At 48.6% G+C, this 15,835-nt stretch carries 19 protein-coding genes and 2 pseudogenes; 14 read left to right on the top strand and 7 right to left on the bottom strand.

Annotation, left to right across the window (positions count from 1 at the left end):
- Positions 1-458 precede the first annotated feature (458 nt).
- Both FT726_RS18445 and FT726_RS18440 read left to right on the top strand, forming a co-directional pair.
- Entirely contained in the window at positions 459-1,940 is a 1,482-nt protein-coding gene (locus FT726_RS18445) for a hypothetical protein (protein WP_346303194.1), read from the top strand.
- Positions 1,941-2,009: 69 nt separating this feature from the next.
- A complete protein-coding gene (locus FT726_RS18440) occupies positions 2,010-2,864 on the top strand; it encodes a DNA adenine methylase (protein ID WP_346303193.1) in 855 nt (284 codons plus the stop codon).
- 130 nt (positions 2,865-2,994) lie between these two features.
- Here FT726_RS18440 and FT726_RS18435 read toward each other — a convergent pair.
- Positions 2,995-3,652 (bottom strand): annotated as a pseudogene (locus FT726_RS18435) (tyrosine-type recombinase/integrase); the annotation flags it as partial.
- Between the two features lie 13 nt (positions 3,653-3,665).
- On the opposite strand from FT726_RS18435, the pseudogene FT726_RS18430 reads away from it, so the two are divergent.
- Positions 3,666-4,108 (top strand): annotated as a pseudogene (locus tag FT726_RS18430) (phage late control D family protein); the annotation flags it as partial.
- A 62-nt stretch (positions 4,109-4,170) separates the two neighbouring features.
- Positions 4,171-4,389 (top strand): ogr/Delta-like zinc finger family protein, encoded by a 219-nt coding sequence (locus FT726_RS18425; RefSeq protein ID WP_110867325.1) that lies wholly within the window; start codon positions 4,171-4,173, stop codon positions 4,387-4,389.
- Positions 4,390-4,459: 70 nt separating this feature from the next.
- On the opposite strand, the gene FT726_RS18420 is transcribed toward FT726_RS18425, so the two are convergent.
- The gene (locus FT726_RS18420; protein ID WP_110867324.1) at positions 4,460-4,870 is read right to left on the bottom strand and encodes a hypothetical protein; all 411 of its coding nucleotides are present in this window, start codon (positions 4,868-4,870) and stop codon (positions 4,460-4,462) included.
- Positions 4,863-5,573 (bottom strand): hypothetical protein, encoded by a 711-nt coding sequence (locus FT726_RS18415; protein ID WP_346303192.1) that lies wholly within the window; start codon positions 5,571-5,573, stop codon positions 4,863-4,865. The genes FT726_RS18420 and FT726_RS18415 overlap by 8 nt, the downstream gene beginning before the upstream one ends.
- A gap of 598 nt (positions 5,574-6,171) precedes the next feature.
- Between FT726_RS18415 and FT726_RS18410 the strand changes: the two genes are divergently transcribed.
- From FT726_RS18410 to FT726_RS18400, 3 genes are all read left to right on the top strand, one after another.
- Positions 6,172-7,593, top strand: coding sequence for an integrase family protein (locus FT726_RS18410; RefSeq protein ID WP_346303191.1), 1,422 nt, complete (start codon positions 6,172-6,174; stop codon positions 7,591-7,593).
- Positions 7,590-8,210, top strand: a complete 621-nt coding sequence (locus tag FT726_RS18405; RefSeq protein WP_346303190.1) for a hypothetical protein — start codon at positions 7,590-7,592, stop codon at positions 8,208-8,210. The genes FT726_RS18410 and FT726_RS18405 overlap by 4 nt, the downstream gene beginning before the upstream one ends.
- Positions 8,211-8,331: 121 nt before the next feature.
- Positions 8,332-8,541, top strand: coding sequence for a helix-turn-helix domain-containing protein (locus tag FT726_RS18400; RefSeq protein WP_282996910.1), 210 nt, complete (start codon positions 8,332-8,334; stop codon positions 8,539-8,541).
- A gap of 100 nt (positions 8,542-8,641) precedes the next feature.
- Here the strand turns inward: FT726_RS18400 and FT726_RS18395 are convergent, their stop codons facing one another.
- Positions 8,642-8,824, bottom strand: a complete 183-nt coding sequence (locus FT726_RS18395) for a YlcI/YnfO family protein (protein WP_136548011.1) — start codon at positions 8,822-8,824, stop codon at positions 8,642-8,644.
- 6 nt (positions 8,825-8,830) lie between these two features.
- Positions 8,831-9,004, bottom strand: coding sequence for a hypothetical protein (locus FT726_RS18390; RefSeq protein WP_168926293.1), 174 nt, complete (start codon positions 9,002-9,004; stop codon positions 8,831-8,833).
- Between the two features lie 311 nt (positions 9,005-9,315).
- Between FT726_RS18390 and FT726_RS18385 the strand changes: the two genes are divergently transcribed.
- The 6 genes from FT726_RS18385 to FT726_RS18360 all read left to right on the top strand — a co-directional run bounded on the left by FT726_RS18385 (position 9,316) and on the right by FT726_RS18360 (position 14,090).
- Positions 9,316-9,510: a hypothetical protein gene (locus FT726_RS18385; RefSeq protein ID WP_021509672.1), complete on the top strand. Its 195-nt coding sequence runs from the start codon at positions 9,316-9,318 to the stop codon at positions 9,508-9,510.
- A complete protein-coding gene (locus FT726_RS18380; RefSeq protein WP_211725947.1) occupies positions 9,500-9,868 on the top strand; it encodes a hypothetical protein in 369 nt (122 codons plus the stop codon). The genes FT726_RS18385 and FT726_RS18380 overlap by 11 nt, the downstream gene beginning before the upstream one ends.
- Complete coding sequence (locus FT726_RS18375) at positions 9,865-11,604, top strand: DUF5906 domain-containing protein (RefSeq protein WP_346303189.1); 1,740 nt, start codon at positions 9,865-9,867, stop codon at positions 11,602-11,604. Before FT726_RS18380 ends, FT726_RS18375 begins: the two co-directional genes overlap by 4 nt.
- A gap of 603 nt (positions 11,605-12,207) precedes the next feature.
- Positions 12,208-12,375 carry a hypothetical protein gene (locus FT726_RS18370; RefSeq protein WP_346303188.1) on the top strand — a complete coding sequence of 56 codons (168 nt, stop codon included), beginning with the start codon at positions 12,208-12,210 and terminating at the stop codon, positions 12,373-12,375.
- Positions 12,376-13,278: 903 nt separating this feature from the next.
- A complete protein-coding gene (locus FT726_RS18365) occupies positions 13,279-13,587 on the top strand; it encodes a hypothetical protein (RefSeq protein ID WP_346303187.1) in 309 nt (102 codons plus the stop codon).
- 239 nt (positions 13,588-13,826) lie between these two features.
- On the top strand, positions 13,827-14,090 hold the full coding sequence (locus tag FT726_RS18360; RefSeq protein ID WP_346303186.1) for a biofilm development regulator YmgB/AriR family protein: 264 nt from the start codon (positions 13,827-13,829) through the stop codon (positions 14,088-14,090).
- Between the two features lie 26 nt (positions 14,091-14,116).
- Here FT726_RS18360 and FT726_RS18355 read toward each other — a convergent pair whose 3' ends face one another.
- Both FT726_RS18355 and FT726_RS18350 read right to left on the bottom strand, forming a co-directional pair.
- The gene (locus tag FT726_RS18355; RefSeq protein ID WP_346303185.1) at positions 14,117-14,287 is read right to left on the bottom strand and encodes a hypothetical protein; all 171 of its coding nucleotides are present in this window, start codon (positions 14,285-14,287) and stop codon (positions 14,117-14,119) included.
- Positions 14,288-14,553: 266 nt separating this feature from the next.
- Positions 14,554-14,676, bottom strand: a complete 123-nt coding sequence (locus FT726_RS18350) for a hypothetical protein (RefSeq protein WP_254919502.1) — start codon at positions 14,674-14,676, stop codon at positions 14,554-14,556.
- A gap of 681 nt (positions 14,677-15,357) precedes the next feature.
- Here FT726_RS18350 and FT726_RS18345 point away from each other — a divergent pair.
- The gene (locus FT726_RS18345) at positions 15,358-15,612 is read left to right on the top strand and encodes a biofilm development regulator YmgB/AriR family protein (protein ID WP_346303184.1); all 255 of its coding nucleotides are present in this window, start codon (positions 15,358-15,360) and stop codon (positions 15,610-15,612) included.
- The last annotated feature ends 223 nt before the right edge of the window (positions 15,613-15,835 follow it).

Raw genomic sequence — 15,835 nt, 5'->3', positions numbered from 1 at the left:
GAATTGGTTCACTTAAATTTGAATTCGATCTCAAGAAAAGTTTATAGTCTTTACTAATATTTTATTTAATAACGACTAAAATCATGAAAAGTTAATTATTATAAGTTTTGTGATCTCTTTTTTTAAGCGAAGAGTGGCTCGTTCCATCATATGCTATATTAAATCAAATTGGTATCATCATTGACTGCTACTTGAAGTTAATACGTGGTTCCCATCAAAATAACAATGAATCTTGAGTCAGTGAGATTTAAGTAACAGGCTGAAATAACGAATTCTGAAAGGTGTTTAGCCATACCCAAGTAGCAGCGTATCCTGACCAGCCCTTAGTGGTGATGATCTAGTCCTTTACGGGCGTAGCATAAATGACACTAATCTTAACGACTTCACAATCTGTCACTTTTAATCTACTTAATGCTTTGATAGCTTAGGTTTACTACACACAGTAAGGATGCCTATCCGTGAAAAGAGATATAAGGCCTATAGACTTTAGCCTCATTAAAATTGACCAAGAAAATGTTAGGTTTGGCGGTGATGTTGCCCAAAATCAGCGCGAAGCTATTCAGTTGATGCTCGCTGATCCTGAGGATACAAAAAAGATTCTCAAACTTGCACAGCACATAGTCCTTCATGGTCTTGACCCTACAGAATTGCAACTCGTTGTACCAGATAATAAGGGGAACTTCATAGTTCTTGAAGGGAATAGACGATTAACTGCACTAAAACTTCTACAGCGCCCAGATCTATGTACACAAGAAAAGTACTACAAAGATTTCGTCGCTGCCCATAAAGAAATAGCAGATCGCTTTCCTAGCGAGATTGAATGTAGCGTTGTCACTAGTCGGGAAGAGGGTGATGTCTGGGTAGAACTTAAACACACCGGTCAAAACGGTGGCGCAGGACGTGTGCCTTGGGATAGCGACATTCGAGATGAACGCCGTGCTAGACAGACAGGAGTGGATTCTATAGGGCGACAGATAAGAGAGATTGTCCGAAATAATCCTGAAATATTTGACGAAATAATTATTAGTGATATTAATCAAATTCCGGTAACTACACTTACGCGTCTTTTTGCTTCCAAAAGGGCGCAGGACGCATTCGCAATATTTTTCAAAGACAGATATATCCAGTTTAAATATCCATTAGAGATTTCGGCACCATCAATTGAATTCTCTATACGTATGTTCCGACATGAAGGATATAACGTTAATGATGTTCGCAATGACGGTGATCGTAAGTTATTCCTTAGTCATATACCACCAGAATTAAATCCGGAATATCTTTACCAGGAATCTCTCAAAAAAACAATTTCTTCGAATGGATTGTCTTCTGATGGTGGCTCTGAAGAAAAAGAGGGTTTCCTTGGAAAGCCAGCCTCAAAAAAAGAGGAGCAAGCTGAGCCTAATGGTGTTCACGAGGATAAGGAGCAAGAGCATGATAAGAAAGATGATAATGGAAAAAAAACAAAAGCGAAATCTTCTTCAAGAAGCCGTAAATATCTTATCCCATGGTCTCTCAATATATCAAATAATAGGATTAATGAGATCTATCGAGAGTTAAGATCTTCTCTTGAGGTTGAGCGCATTCCAAATGCCACAGCCATTACCTTTAGGGTGTTCCTTGAGGTAAGCTGTGATGATTACATGAAACGCATGGTAAAGTCGGGGGACAATATAGTTAGACATGATAATAATAAACCTCTTACAGAAGACGACAAGTTGGCGATAAAAATCGTTTCTGTCACTAAATATCTTGAATCAATTGAACTTTTAAATAAATCAGAATCAAAAGCGATTTGTCGTCGAGCAGCTGGCACTCAAACCGTTGGTTCGATTGATCATCTAAACCAGTTTGTACACAGCACAGCCAGCTCTCCTTTACCTTCTGAGCTGAAAGTTGTTGCAGAAGAGTATATGCCGATGCTGAGAGCAATTTGGGCATAATGCGTTGGTCAACTTAGGGCACATGAGTTAAACTGTGCTCTAAGTTCTTAATTAATTCATTGATTTACTATGGCAAAATCAAATTTTTCGACACCATTGCGGTATCCGGGTGGTAAAGGCAAGTTTTCTTATTACCTCAAAAGAGTGATTGAGGCTAATGGCTTGAATGATGGACATTATGTCGAACCCTATGCTGGCGGAGCTGGTGTCGCTTTAGACCTATTATTCAATGAATTTGTATCAAGAATATACATTAATGATTTTGATCCAGCTGTATATTCATTTTGGTACGCTGCTGTTCATCACACAGAAGAGCTTTGCACTGCTATTTCAAAGGTTCCTGTAACTATTGAACAATGGGAAAAGCAAAAAAAAATAATCAATGATATCGATAACAACTCAATAGTTGATATTGCATTGGCAACATTTTTTCTAAATAGGACAAATCGTTCTGGGATATTAAAAGCTGGAGTTATAGGGGGGAAAAATCAAAGTGGGAAATGGACCCTTGATGTAAGATTTAATAAGGTGGATTTGATTTCAAGAATACAAATGATTGGGGCTTTTAGTTCGAGAATAAAAATTCATAATTATGATGCTATTGCTTTGATGGATAATATTGTCAAAGATTTGCCGAAGAATACACTTTTGTATCTTGATCCTCCATATTATCACAAGGGGGCTGGTTTGTATCGAAATTATTATAATCATGAAGATCATGTTGCTATCTGCAAAAAATTAAAGGAAGTTAAACATCCTTGGATTGTATCTTATGATAATGCTGATGAAATTAAAGAAATTTATTCCGGCTATCGCCAAGAGGAATACTTTTTGAACTATACTGCCCAAGAGAAGCGTAAAGGTTCAGAAGTTATGATTTTGGGACCCAATATTATCAGCCCTTCAAAGGGATTAATAAAATGAAGGTATATTTTAACGTTAATTCTGTTGCCAGAGTTACATGAGGTTTACAAAAAATCTTGCGACTTTTTATTAAGGATACAGAAATTAAAATATGACTCATAATATTCACTGATCCACTAAAAACACTTTTTTATTGTGATTCTACTCGAAACAATGGATTGAGTAGCATCGCTTCTGCCAAAGGATCTGGCGCAAAGTGCTCATACCGCATCGTCACCTTAATATCCGTATGTCCCAATATCCGCTGAAGCACGAGAATATTACCCCCGTTCATTATGAAATGAGACGCGAAGGTGTGTCGTAAGACGTGCGTAAGCTGCCCAGCGGGTGTCTCGATGCCAGCGCGTTGCATGGCTTTCTAAAGGATGAATAGCAAGGTTTAAAGAGCAACTGCGTTTTTCTGCCCGATGGCAGTTCTGCCTGTAATTTTCAGTTATCGGCACCGCGCGGTTTTTCTTGCCTTTAGTTTTCAGGTAGATGATCTGACCGGCGCGGATTTGGTCCCCCTTCAAGCCTTCGGCCTCACTCCATCGTGCGCCAGTTGCCTGGCAAATTTTCACAATGGTCGTCAGATCTTTTGATCGGCTGTTTTCACATTCGACGAGAAGGATTCTAATTTCCTCAATGGTGAGATACGCCATCTCCGATTCACTGATTTTGAACTCTCGCACGTTTTCTAACGGATTCGGTGCGGTCCATTCATCTAACCGGCGCAGCTCTTTAAACATCGCCCTGAAATACACCAATTCTAAATTGACCAAGCGAGGCGTAACTGTCTTCGATCGAGTGAAGTGTTTGAACCGCGATGTTTACACCGGCGTTATTGCAAGCTCGCTGCATACCAGCGAGCCGCAGAAAAAGCCGAAAACCACGGTGAAGCGTAAACGCCGCAAGCCTGTTGCGCAGAAGAAGGAGCCGGAGGCGAAGCAGGGCGACTATCTGATCGGCACGGATGAGAACGTCCTGGTGCTGAGCCGCACCTATGCGAACCGGGCCAACGCCGAGCGCGCCGCCAAAATGCAGTGGGAGCGGCTGCAGCGCGGGGTGGCGACGTTCTCTATTCAGCTGGCGCGGGCCGTGCGGATCTCTACACGGAAATGCCGGTGAAGGTGAGCGGGTTCAAACAGCAGATTGATGCCGGGGAGTGGATTATCACGACGCTGACGCACGGACTAAGTGCGGAGAACGGCTACACGACCAGCATTGAATTGGAAGTGAAAATAGATTCGCTTGAAATGGAATAGTGCTATCTCAAAATGGTTAAATTGAGTAATATTTATCTCAATTGGGTTTTGGAGACGATAATATGATGAATTGCCCTTTGTGTGGGAATGCCGCACATACCCGCAGCAGCTTTCAGGTATCAGCAACAACTAAAGAACGATATAACCAGTGCCAGAACATTAATTGCAGCTGTACTTTTAAATCACATGAGACAGTTTCAGAGATCATTATGAAGCCGGGAACGGTTAAGCCAGTGCCACCGCATCCGGGAAGAAATCAGCAGCAACCGTTGTGGTTATAATCATCGATATAAATGCATCAACTTTGATAGGAAAACTGCCCCTTTTTAATACACAGGGGCAGGAAAAATTTTACTTTTCAATAATTTGCTTTTGTACTTTTTCAACTTGATCAGTTGAAAGACTATCTATTTGAGCTGCTAAAGTTTTAGTTATAAGCTCTCTTTTTTCTTGATTTGATAAAGTCGTGTTTTTTTCAATAGACTTAAGTGTGTTACTAAATGCTTCGTCAATTGAGCTACCTTCAAAGGCTTCATATATTGATTTTAGGTTCATTAGTAAAACTCCAATAAGCTCACAAGCTAAGTAATGAAGCCAATCAATACTAATGCCCTTCGCTTCGATATTACTTTTGAATGTGTGAATTAACACTAACGGAAAAAATCCGATCAACAAGCCGAAGGATGTCCGTTTAGGATAGCTAAAGAGGACAATATTCAGAGCAGCATTAATTCTCTTTGTTACAAGGTCCATATCAACCATGTTGAACCTCGCCAGGTAAAGAAGCTGACTCAGGTTGAGGTTTTAATTCATCATTGAGAATTTTCCTCTTCCCTCCATCGCTATTATTACCAATATCGTCAATGTTTTCGTGTATAAATTTTATGAGTGCCAATGCCTCTGTTGCATTGGCACCAAAATAACCGTTAACAACTCGATATGTAAGTTTTCTTTCTTTTAATTCTAATAAGCAGTATAGAATCCCTCCCGGTAGCAAACAAGTTGGTCCGAGATCTCGCCAAACCACAGCTAAAACTCCAAGGATAAGCAATATAATTGCTATGAACTTAGAAACCAACAGAGATTTTTTTTCACTCAAGAGGAAAAGATTAACAACAGTTTGGTTTTTGTTTTCTGCTATCTTTTTTTCAATTTTCTTGCTAATGGATAAGCTAATTGTTACCGCTGCACTTCCTGCGTTAATTATTTCAAGGGAGGATTTATTTTGTAATTCATTTTTCTCTTTGAGTAGGCTTGTGTTTTTTTTGCGAAGGTTTTTAATCTGTATACTCTCTAAATCCTGTATGTGTTTTACCGATTTTTTAAAAAGCTCGCGACATACCACACCAATTAAAACCCCAAAGAATGATGTGATGAATGTATTTTTTATACCTGACATGCCAATTATTTTTGCAACCAGCAATGCACCACACCCTGCTAAGAGTAAGCCAAGAATGCTGATCATATATTTTCTTTCTATTTTCATTGTCTTTGACCCAAATAAGAAAGCATTAGATATTAATTCATTCAATTAACTTCTATTTTCTTCATCATAGTGATTTAACAATCACAAAGTTATAAGTGACAAATTTCGCACAAATCGGTGGACAGAACCATCATAACATTGGCTACGGTCTAAATGTCCATACCATAGTAAAAATCACTTCGCATGATTGATTTCCTCAGGGAGTTAAAGAAATCAGGGTGCTGGGACAGTTTGACACCGATAGGAGGGTGAATGGAAAAACCTGCTGCCATTTTGCTGCCAATGGCGAAAATAGCAAACAAAAAAGCCACCTCAAAAGGTGGCTTAACTGCATGATTTTCATCACTAAATTTGGTGGCCCCTGCTGGGTTTGAACCAGCGACCAAGCGATTATGAGTGTAAAATCAACAGCTTACGTTAAAATCCCTCTCTATACTTTTCAGTACCTTCCCAATATAATGACCGCTGTATAAATAACCAGAAATCATTCCAAATACGCTCTCGGGGAATCCTATAGGTATCCTGGCTGGACCATGCGATTCGCAGGATACCCTGATCGTGTGGTAGAGGAGGTTGGATGGAAACGTTCAAATTCACGAAAACCAGGCTGGAAGAGCTGCCGCCTGCTGCCAGGGGACAGGTGGAGTATGGCGACACGGTTGTAAACGGGCTACGGATCCGTGTCGGCGTCAGCGGCACTAAAAGTTTCTGTGTGTCCCGCAAGAAAAACGGCAAGTTTTTCCGGGCAACGCTGGGACGTTTTCCTGCGCTGTCGGTGGAGAATGCCCGGGCGAAAGCCCTGGAGGTCATGGGCAGCATGGCTCTCAGCGGTCAGAACCCCAATATTCAGAAGCGCACGAACGAACGGGCAGCCGTCACCCTGCAGGACGCCCTGAACACCTATATTCTCAGCCGCGAGCATCGCCTGAAGCCGGCCACATCAAAACAATACCGGAGCATTCTGGGCAACTATTCAGGGGACTGGCTCTCACAGCCTCTGGCTTACATCACCCGCGATCGCGTTGAAGCCCGTCATAAAGCCATCACGCATGGCACGGTCTGGTATGGTGCGGATAAGCGTTCCCTGCGACGGGGCACCGGGCAGGGGAGTCATGCGCAGGCGGACTTATGGGCCCGCGCACTCAGGGCGGTTTACCGTTTCGCACACGATCACTACCGGGATGAGGAAGGGCGAACCCTGCTTCCCGATCCACCCACACTGGTGCTCAGCACTAAGCGGAAATGGCATGGCACGGTCAGGAAAAGTGACCGCATCCGTACCCATGATCTTGGCCGCTGGTTATCTGCGATAGAGACGGTGAGGGAGCAGGCGGAGCGTGAACGTAATGATTTCGCAGCGACCGTGTGTGATGCCGTGGAGATGGCCACGTTCACGGGCCTGCGGAAGTCCGAAATATTCGGTCTCGCCTGGTCCTGCGTTAACCTGGGAGGCCGCTACTTCTGGATAGATACGACAAAAAACGGCGACCCGCTTGAACTGCCCATTACCCGTACCTTACTGGCGTTGTTCCGCCGACGCGCTGCGGCGCGGCGCGGAGATCATCCTTTGGTCTTCCCGGGCATAAAGACCACCATCAAAGAATACCGCCACGTCACCGGGCGCATAAGCCGGTCAACGGTTCCTGAACCCAATCCGGACAATCTGCAGCCCATCCCGTTCAAGTGGCATGACGCGAGGCGAACTTACGGTACCGTGGCGGAGCTGGCCGGGGTAGGAAGCTATATCCTGAAGCGCCTGATGAACCACAGAACGCTGCGCAGTGCCGATGTGACCCAGGGGTATCTGCACTTTGGTGCGGATGAACTGCAGGCACCGGCAGCAAAAATTGAGCACGCCATCCTGAGCTACAGCGGGAGAACAGAGAAGCCCGAAGGTCTTGATGCCCGGCTGAAAGAAGCGCTGGAACACCTCAGTGATGATGAGAAACGAAGACTGCTTTTCTCACTCTCAGAAAAGGTGAATGAGGTCAGAAAATGATTGATGATATCAAAGCGGAAATGACAAAAAAGCTGGAAGAGCTGGCTATGGCAGAACCGGTGACAGGTTATATCAATATGTTTTACCAGGCGTTGTCCTTCAGTGATGCAGACCGCAGGACGTATATCACCGAAATTTCAGATCCGCTCTGGTGTATGGACCTCGCGAAAGGCAGCTATGACCGTGCCCGGCTGGCCCTGCTTAAATCCTATCTGCTGCTTCTGCTTGAACAGCACTACCACACAGCCATTTCACTCCTTCCTGTTCTGAAGTCTTTCGACATCCTGGGACAGACCGATACCGCAACGTTTATTGATGTCGCCATGAATAAGCTGCGTCAGTCTGAAGAGTTCCGTCGGGAAGTGTATAGCGGCCATAACAGCAGGAATGCGTCAGGACGGCGTAATAAACATGCAGATGAAGTGATCGCGATAATGTCTGAAACCTGGCGCCATTATCCGCACACCCCTAAAAATGCCATGATCAACAAAGTATATGTCCAACTGAAAGGACAGGTCAGTGAAGAGACGCTGGCACGCTGGATTAAAGAGGAGAAACTCGGGCCGGCTTCCAAAGTTCGCCCGTATCCGCCTTTTCGGCTGGTCGTACCCTCATAACGCGTTATGATCCCCTTATAGCGCGTTCCGATCCGATTACAGCGCGTTCTAAGGCTACACACAGTATCTCCGGCGATAGATATTCACCATCAGTCTTCAACTGATATTGATGGTGATACTCATGCAATTCCCTCTCAGCCTGAAAACACCTTGCCGTCTGACCCGGTCAGAGGCAGCGCACTATCTGGGGGTTACGCCACAGACACTGGCTAACTGGGCCAGCACCGGGAAGGTGCAAATTCCGCATTACAAAGTCGGTCGCAAGGTTATTTATTTTCAGTCAGATTTGGACGCTTATCTGGCGTCCACGCGTCGTACGCAGACCATGTGAGGCTACCCATGCTGACTCAGCGAACCTTCACATGCTTCTGGCGGGATGAGTTTGATATGGCATCCGGAATTTATGCACTTGCTGATGTTCTGTATGGTGATCAGCCTTTGGGTTCGATTTCCTGGCGCTCTAGTTTTTCTCGGCATGCTTCTTTAACCCAGGAGCTGAACTTACCAGATCCTGCGGCAGTATCGATTTGCTCCAAAAGCTCATCTTCGAACCGAATGTTTTTAGCAGTGCTATTCAAACGATCAAAATTGCGCTTAGTTCTTTTCTCTTGCATCAATAGTCAGCCTTTAGGTTCGATGCCTCTGGACTGGAGTTCTTTGCGAAGTACCCGCTTAATCCAGGTCGCAAGCGTATTATCACCATCTTGTTTAGCAACTTCTTCTAATTGTTGCCTGAAGTCCTCATGCAAACGCATTTGGTATTGGGGAGAACGCTTCTCACTTTGTGTTGACATGGTAATTACCATTTCCTATATTTTATTACATGGTAACGACCATGTTAGTTTTCGTTTCCATACAAAGCAACGCCCCGCAGTGCTCGCAACACATACGGGGCGTCTTACCAAACCGTTAGTTGAGGTAACAGTTATGGCTGTGAACAAGCATACCCAAACTCGCCCTAAATATCAGTATCGCTTCCTGGCCGTTTCGCGTCAGGACCGGTCTGTACCCCCGCTCCGTCTCTGCACCGGCGCCGGCTCAGAGCAGGCTGTCCGCTGCCTTGCCCTCTCTCCCGCGGACCCGCTGCCCGTTCAGGAGGTCCGAAATGCGTGAGCCCATGGATTTAGATCAGGCTGAATTCCAGGCCGAGATGGCCACCTCGCTGTTTGAGGTGATTATGGACAAGGCCTGCCAGGAGTGTTCGCCCCAGCTGCGGCACCTCATCAGCCTGGCCTGCGACATCAACTTTGAGATCTACCGCGCGCTCAGGGCTGACGGAGGAAAGCACCATGATCAGTAACGTGAAGTTTAACGAGCTGGCCAGCCGGGTGGAGGCGCTCACTGCGCGCGTCGGGGACCTGGAGGCCAGCCTGAACGCGCTGGTGGATTCACAGGGCGGTACCATTCCGCCCGGCATGGCGCCGGTCAGCACGCTGGCGGCGGAGTTTGGCATCTCCACCAAAAAGGCGGAGGAGCTGGCAAAAAACGCCGGCGTGATGCTGGTGCGGTACAGGGCCGGAGGCTATCTGGTGCCGGACGAAAAATTCCGTGAGGCGGCCCGTCTGGTGCTGCGTGCGGCCAAACGGAAGTACGGCTCGGCGTACTGGTACCACCCGCTGATTGGCAAATTCCAGATGAGCGGAGGGATACCGAAATGAGCGTGACGGAAACGGAGACGGAAACCCTGTCTGACGCGCTGTTCACCTGCATCTACCTGTGGGTGAATGGTCATCCCGTTGATAAAAAAGCGGCCCGTGAGGCCGCCTCACGGCACCGCGATAAACATTCCTGCTACGGCCGGCTGGCGCAGAAAATGAAAGACTTTGTGCCGGGCCGCGGCATGAGCTATGAAGCCCTGTGTGAGGCAGGCTTCTGCCAGACAGACGAAAGGAAGCAGCGTCAGACGCGGATGAACCTGATTGCCGGTTACACCGGCGGGGAGGCCGTTAAGGCGCTGCTGTGTGATTCAGAACGTATCAACCGCCTTTTTCCCGCCGGTAAAGAGCAGCCGGCAGCTCCCCGCCAGGCGGGGCTGTCCCTTTCCCAGATGGGGCCCAGCCAGCGCGGCGGGGTGCTTCTTGAGCATTACAGCGGGCAGCTGGCGCTGGATGCTGATTCAGACGTGGTGCATCACTATAACGGCATCGTCTGGCAGCCGCTGAGCGACCGGGCGCTGGCGCGCCAGATGGCGGCCATTTTTATCGACAGCGAAACGGCCTATTCCATGCCGGCCATGAAGAATGCCGTCGACGCCATGAAGCTGAGCCTGCCGGTGATGGGAGCGCCGTCCCGCCACCTTGTCGGTTTCCGTAACGGGGTGTTTGACACCCGGCAGGGGATTTTCCGTCCGCACGACCCCGGTGACTGGCTGCTTATCGCCAGCGACGTCACCTTCACGGCGGCGGTGCAGAACGAGACGCTGGCCGGGCACGCGCCTGTTTTTCAGCAGTGGCTGAACGGGTGCGCCGGGCATCATCCGCGCAAGGCCGACCGGATACTGGCCGCCCTCTATATGGTGATGGCCAACCGCTACGACTGGCAGCTATTCCTTGAGGTCACGGGGGCGGGAGGAAGCGGGAAAAGCGTGATGGCCGAAATCTGCACCATGCTGGCGGGTAAGGGCAACACCGTCTCAGCCAGCATGGCCGCGCTGGAGAACCCGCGCGAGCGCGCGCTCATCGTGGGGTACTCGCTCATCATCATGCCGGACATGACCCGCTATGCCGGTGACGGTGCCGGCATCAAGGCCATTACCGGCGGGGACAAGGTGGCGATCGATCCCAAGCATAAGCCACCGTACTCCACGCGCATCCCGGCCGTCATTCTGGCCGTCAACAATAACGCCATGACCTTCAGCGATCGCAGCGGGGGCATATCGCGGCGCCGGGTCATTTTTAACTTTTCACGGGTCATCCCGGAAGACGAACGCGATCCGCTGATGACGGCAAATATAGAGGCTGAGCTGCCGGTCATTATCCGCCACCTTCTTACCCGCTTTACGGACCAGCAGGAGGCGCGTCAGCTGCTGTCTGAACAGCAGACGTCTGAGGAGGCCCTGACCATCAAGCGCGAGTGCGATTCGCTGGTGGATTTCTGCGGTTACCTGACGGCTTCACCGCAGTGTGACGGCATGTTTATCGGCAACGCAGAAATTGTTCCGTTCAGCCCGCGTCGCTATCTCTATCACGCCTACATGGCTTACATGCGGGCGAACGGACTGAGCAAGCCGGTATCGCTGACGCGCTTCGGTACGGACATGCCCGGGGCCATGGCTGAGTATGGTAAAGCGTATCTTCGCAGGAAAAGTACCAGGGGCCATATGCGCTCTAACCTCACGCTCAGCCAGGATGCTGAAGCGTGGTTGCCTTTTGCTGCCGGAGAACAGGAAAAATAAATAAATTAAAAAAGTGTCCACTACTCTCCACTTTGGTTAATTTTTATTTTTAAAACAATAAGTTAATAGGTGGACAGTTAATTATTAACTCTCCACCCATTATTTATATATTTATTTTAAAACAAAGGGTTAATGGGTGGAGAGTTAGAGTGGATAGTATCCACCTTCCTTCTGAAATGCAGAAAGAACAGGTGGAGAGTCTGAGGAATGGGTGGAGAGTGGTGGACACTTGAATAACAACTCTCCACCCATTAAAACCATGAAAATAAAGTAAAAAAAGCAAAAAGTGGAGAGGTGGAGAGTTAAAGTACTATTCTTTTTTTTCGTGCGTTTAAAATAGAGTTGCTGCTCTTTATGTGTCCGATAATTAAGAAGTTGAACAAATAGCCATGATGCGAACCCGCACGAAAATGAAAGATGCCAAAACACCGGGCATGCGACCTGCAGTCAGTAATGTTTACGTATGAAGAGGGAGAGTAAATCCATTCACTGACCGTGCGGGATGTTTCACGCGAGGTTTCAGAACTGGCACCTGAACTCAGTGACATCGCAAAACTTACCGATAATCACATTGCACTCTGGAACCTGATCCGCAGCCGGACCATGAACAACGACATCTGCACGCGTACGGTCATTCGGGATGATATGAAAGCGCCTGGGCTTGACGTTAAAAACTTCAGTCGCTGGGTAACAAAGCCTGAAACTGAAGGGCTACTTACGGTTGATGGCGAAATGATGATGCTAATGACCAGACGACAATGTGAGGAGTGAAGTGAGGAAAGGTGAGGAGACATGAGGAAGAGGAAGAATTTTCCTCACTTTCCTCACATATACACAGTGGAAGTGAGGAGAGTCACTGAAACCCCTGATATGACTGGGCTGGGAGCGATTTTTAGAAAATCAGGTGAGGAGAAGTGAGGAGCAAAGAAAGTGAGGAGCATGTGAGGAGCAATCAGTGCAGGACAACCGACAGCATGCATGCTAATCCTTAAATGGCGTTACTGATTATTAAGTGAGTCTCGTGCCAGACGTCCACCTTGTGCCAGAAGCAGACATTAATCTCCTGGAAAAAGGGGAAAGCCAATCTTCGCTTAATATGATTAGCGTACTGATTGATCACGACCTCGAAGCCGCCTTTCTGACCAGGCCCGCGACGTATTATGAATTGGGCAATTCGTATTGCATGAATCCCTTCTTGAACAACTGTCAGCACCGGATGGCCTGTATCGGCTGCAATTTCAATCTGCTTTTTAAATTAAAACGAAACCCTTAAACCTGTCGCTCATTATCATTTGCTGGACACCCCGCGCTATGAATACATTCCTGCCAGCTTAAGGCGCCCGAAGAGTCGTATAAACATGACACGTTTTTATGGTGAACCTGATACGGGCAGATGGCTCATGCCAGCCTTGTTAAAGTATTTCTCTGTGCATGACCTGATACAAGAACACCTGAGGCTAACGCACCCGACATCCGTATAACACGAAAACATAATCAGATTACTTCTATAAACAGCCGCACATCAGTCACTTATATCAAACCACAAAGATTCATTATATTTTACCTTATTTATCTATAGGTCATGACGACAGATGGAATTTAATTAATCCCATCCCATTTGCTATAATTAAGATGTGGTTAACATCATTCTCATTATTTAAGCGAGGTGTAAACGTGTTGTACAGCGAAGACATGACCGGTCACGCAATTATTGGTGAAGCAGCTGTCAATCTTGCCGTGCGTGAACAGGAAATAACCGTTGACTCTCTCCTGACGGAGCTTAACGTTATGCTGAGAGCTGAGGAGCTCAGCAGTCGTATTGCCCGCATCAGTGCGGCAATAGCCTGGCTGCGTGATTTCCGCACCGTGGGCGCCCGCGCCGGCGCGGCTCAGAGCTGGATACTCTCCGATGCTGGAGACCTCAGTGGCGGCGGCGAGGCGACCATTCGCCTGCAGGCTGATGAAGACGATGAGATGAGATAACTACTCCACTAAGGCGGGCGACGGGCACCCGCTCTGCTTTGTGCATTAAAAGCTCAGCTGGATGCTGAGTCAGACAAAGTAGCCCGGTTAACGAAGCGCTTTTCTGCCTCCCCTCCTATAATGATACTGACGCCAGGCCTGCGCTGCGGATGCAGTTCACCCGGCAATACAACAAAAATCGCGTCATTCTTTCCAGCGCCGTCATCCGCTCAGGTTGCTCCGGCAGGGACCTTCACAGCATGAAAAACACAAATTCCGTAACCGCCATTCGCGACCGCCTGCAGAACTGTGGCGAGGCGCTGGCGGCAGAGCGTGGCGAGCTTGAGGCGGCCATTAGGGCGATTCTGGCCCCGGGCGGCAAGCTGACCAACAAAACGCTCATCATGCACGTCATTCGCGAGCTTGAACGCGAGCAGGACGCGCAGCGGCAGGCGGTGCTGCGCAACGTGCTGGAGCTGGTCGTGACCCACACGCCGGACGACGCCGGCGGCCAGGCTGTGTGAGGCTGGAGCCGGGTCAGGGCTACCCTTCAGTTCATTTTCCCCGCAAACAGCCGGATGGCCCGGTTGCAGGCCTCGCGCAGGGTAACATCGGCGCTGGACTCCTTCAGGCGCCAGAGCGTACCGATGAGCTCGTGCGGGTTCACTGATTCGCCCCTGCGCAGTATCTGCCTGATGGCCAGCCCGATGACTTCGTGCATCAGGTCCTGTATCTCACGTTCGTTTTTCAGATGCGCTCCGCTTATTGGGGATATATACAGTGTATCGCTTTAAGCGGTGCGCATAAATACGTACGAAAAAAAACCGCCCGGAGGCGGTTAAATAAGGGGGATGGCACCCCGGTCGGGCGGGATATCTCTGTCGCCGCCCGGCACCTCGTCCTCATGACCGGGCTCGGGTATCCCGTCCGGCAGGGGCGTGGCGTCATCAGGCATCGGGTGTTCAGACATGCAGCGCTCCAGTGGGGCTACTTCCCGCCCTTCTGCTTCATGGTGTCGCTGTCCCTGGTGTCTTTTTTGTTGCCCGCGGGCAGCTTGCTGTGGTCGGCGTCTTTGCCATCCTTCACATTTTTATCGTTACGGTCAGCCATGGTTACCTCCGTCACCCGGTATCGGGTAACGTTAAGTTTAGGTCCGTGGCGGTATCTGACGTGAAGAATTCTCCGTTCTGTGACTTAAGCGTAAAAACGACCCATTACGGGGCCGGCAAAAGCGTGGAGTCCCCCGTCTCAGTCATGCTGTCGTCTACGCACAGCCGGCAGATGGAGGCCCGTACACTCAGGCGCTTTGACGCAATCTGATACGCGTTCCGGTAACTGATGGCCGAGCCCAGAAACCGTCGCTCCGGGTGGTCTTTGAGGCATAAGCACCCTTTCACGTGAAGCGGGTCCTCCTGCCCCATCCTGAGCAGATAATAAAATTGCCACATATCTCACCTCCTTCCCTGTTAAAGCAGCCACTGTATGCCTGGTTATATAACGGACGGAATTAATTTCTGTCGCGATATAAGCAGCACGAAGGGGTGACAATAAAGCCAGTTCCCCACAACGGACGTTGACTGCCTTCAGTCCGTGTTTGTACCGACATAAATGATTTTCCGCATGCATTGCCCACCCTCCCCCGCTTTTTCTGAATCTTACGCTGTCCGCTCCGCGCCTCGTTTACTGCCATATACTTGACTAATCAGGCGGGTATTTCACAGATGGGGCACGCCGGTCACCCTCTTTTCCATCGACTGTTGCAGCACACATTCAGCCAGGGACCTTCACAGCATGAGAAATACGAATTCGGTCGCACACATTCAGGCCTACCTGTCTGGCACCGGTAACCGGTTTAAGTCAGAAAAAGAGACACTGGACGACATTATCCGCACCATCCTTGCAGAGGGAGTACCGATCAGTAACAAAACCATAATCATGCAGATCATGAGACAAATTACGGATGAAGCGGACGGGAGCAGGCAGGAAACGTTGCGCATTCTTCTTCAGCTGGTCATGGGATATACGCCAGACGATCCCGGCATCTGAAGGGGGACTTGCTGTCGGTCACGCACGGTCGGCAGAAGCAGCTTCCTTTCATTCAAAACAGCCACTGTATGCCTGAATACATCGCGGTGAAATGTCTGTGTCGGTTTAAGAACAGAACTATCGGAGGGCGTCGTCCCTGACAGGTTCTCCGGCCGGTACACGCCTGAGCGCGACCGCTGAGGTCATCTTCATCGTCGTCTTCCGGCCAGAGCCGGACTACGTC

Source organism: Pantoea sp. Morm (genome assembly GCF_016643525.1).
Taxonomy (GTDB): Bacteria; Pseudomonadota; Gammaproteobacteria; order Enterobacterales; family Enterobacteriaceae; genus Pantoea; species Pantoea dispersa.
This window is presented reverse-complemented; position numbering and strand designations above follow the sequence as displayed.

Excerpts from the sequence above, each read along its gene's own strand:
- FT726_RS18410 (WP_346303191.1), top strand. The coding sequence starts at position 6,172 with ATGGAAACGTTCAAATTCACGAAAACCAGGCTGGAAGAGCTGCCGCCT.
- FT726_RS18360 (WP_346303186.1), top strand. The coding sequence starts at position 13,827 with ATGAAAAACACAAATTCCGTAACCGCCATTCGCGACCGCCTGCAGAAC.
- FT726_RS18350 (WP_254919502.1), bottom strand. The coding sequence starts at position 14,676 with ATGGCTGACCGTAACGATAAAAATGTGAAGGATGGCAAAGACGCCGAC.
- FT726_RS18385 (WP_021509672.1), top strand. The coding sequence starts at position 9,316 with ATGCGTGAGCCCATGGATTTAGATCAGGCTGAATTCCAGGCCGAGATG.
- FT726_RS18420 (WP_110867324.1), bottom strand. The coding sequence starts at position 4,870 with ATGGTTGATATGGACCTTGTAACAAAGAGAATTAATGCTGCTCTGAAT.
- FT726_RS18415 (WP_346303192.1), bottom strand. The coding sequence starts at position 5,573 with ATGATCAGCATTCTTGGCTTACTCTTAGCAGGGTGTGGTGCATTGCTG.
- FT726_RS18390 (WP_168926293.1), bottom strand. The coding sequence starts at position 9,004 with ATGTCAACACAAAGTGAGAAGCGTTCTCCCCAATACCAAATGCGTTTG.
- FT726_RS18355 (WP_346303185.1), bottom strand. The coding sequence starts at position 14,287 with ATGCACGAAGTCATCGGGCTGGCCATCAGGCAGATACTGCGCAGGGGC.
- FT726_RS18380 (WP_211725947.1), top strand. The coding sequence starts at position 9,500 with ATGATCAGTAACGTGAAGTTTAACGAGCTGGCCAGCCGGGTGGAGGCG.
- FT726_RS18400 (WP_282996910.1), top strand. The coding sequence starts at position 8,332 with ATGCAATTCCCTCTCAGCCTGAAAACACCTTGCCGTCTGACCCGGTCA.
- FT726_RS18425 (WP_110867325.1), top strand. The coding sequence starts at position 4,171 with ATGATGAATTGCCCTTTGTGTGGGAATGCCGCACATACCCGCAGCAGC.
- FT726_RS18345 (WP_346303184.1), top strand. The coding sequence starts at position 15,358 with ATGAGAAATACGAATTCGGTCGCACACATTCAGGCCTACCTGTCTGGC.
- FT726_RS18440 (WP_346303193.1), top strand. The coding sequence starts at position 2,010 with ATGGCAAAATCAAATTTTTCGACACCATTGCGGTATCCGGGTGGTAAA.
- FT726_RS18395 (WP_136548011.1), bottom strand. The coding sequence starts at position 8,824 with ATGCAAGAGAAAAGAACTAAGCGCAATTTTGATCGTTTGAATAGCACT.
- FT726_RS18375 (WP_346303189.1), top strand. The coding sequence starts at position 9,865 with ATGAGCGTGACGGAAACGGAGACGGAAACCCTGTCTGACGCGCTGTTC.
- FT726_RS18405 (WP_346303190.1), top strand. The coding sequence starts at position 7,590 with ATGATTGATGATATCAAAGCGGAAATGACAAAAAAGCTGGAAGAGCTG.
- FT726_RS18370 (WP_346303188.1), top strand. The coding sequence starts at position 12,208 with ATGAACAACGACATCTGCACGCGTACGGTCATTCGGGATGATATGAAA.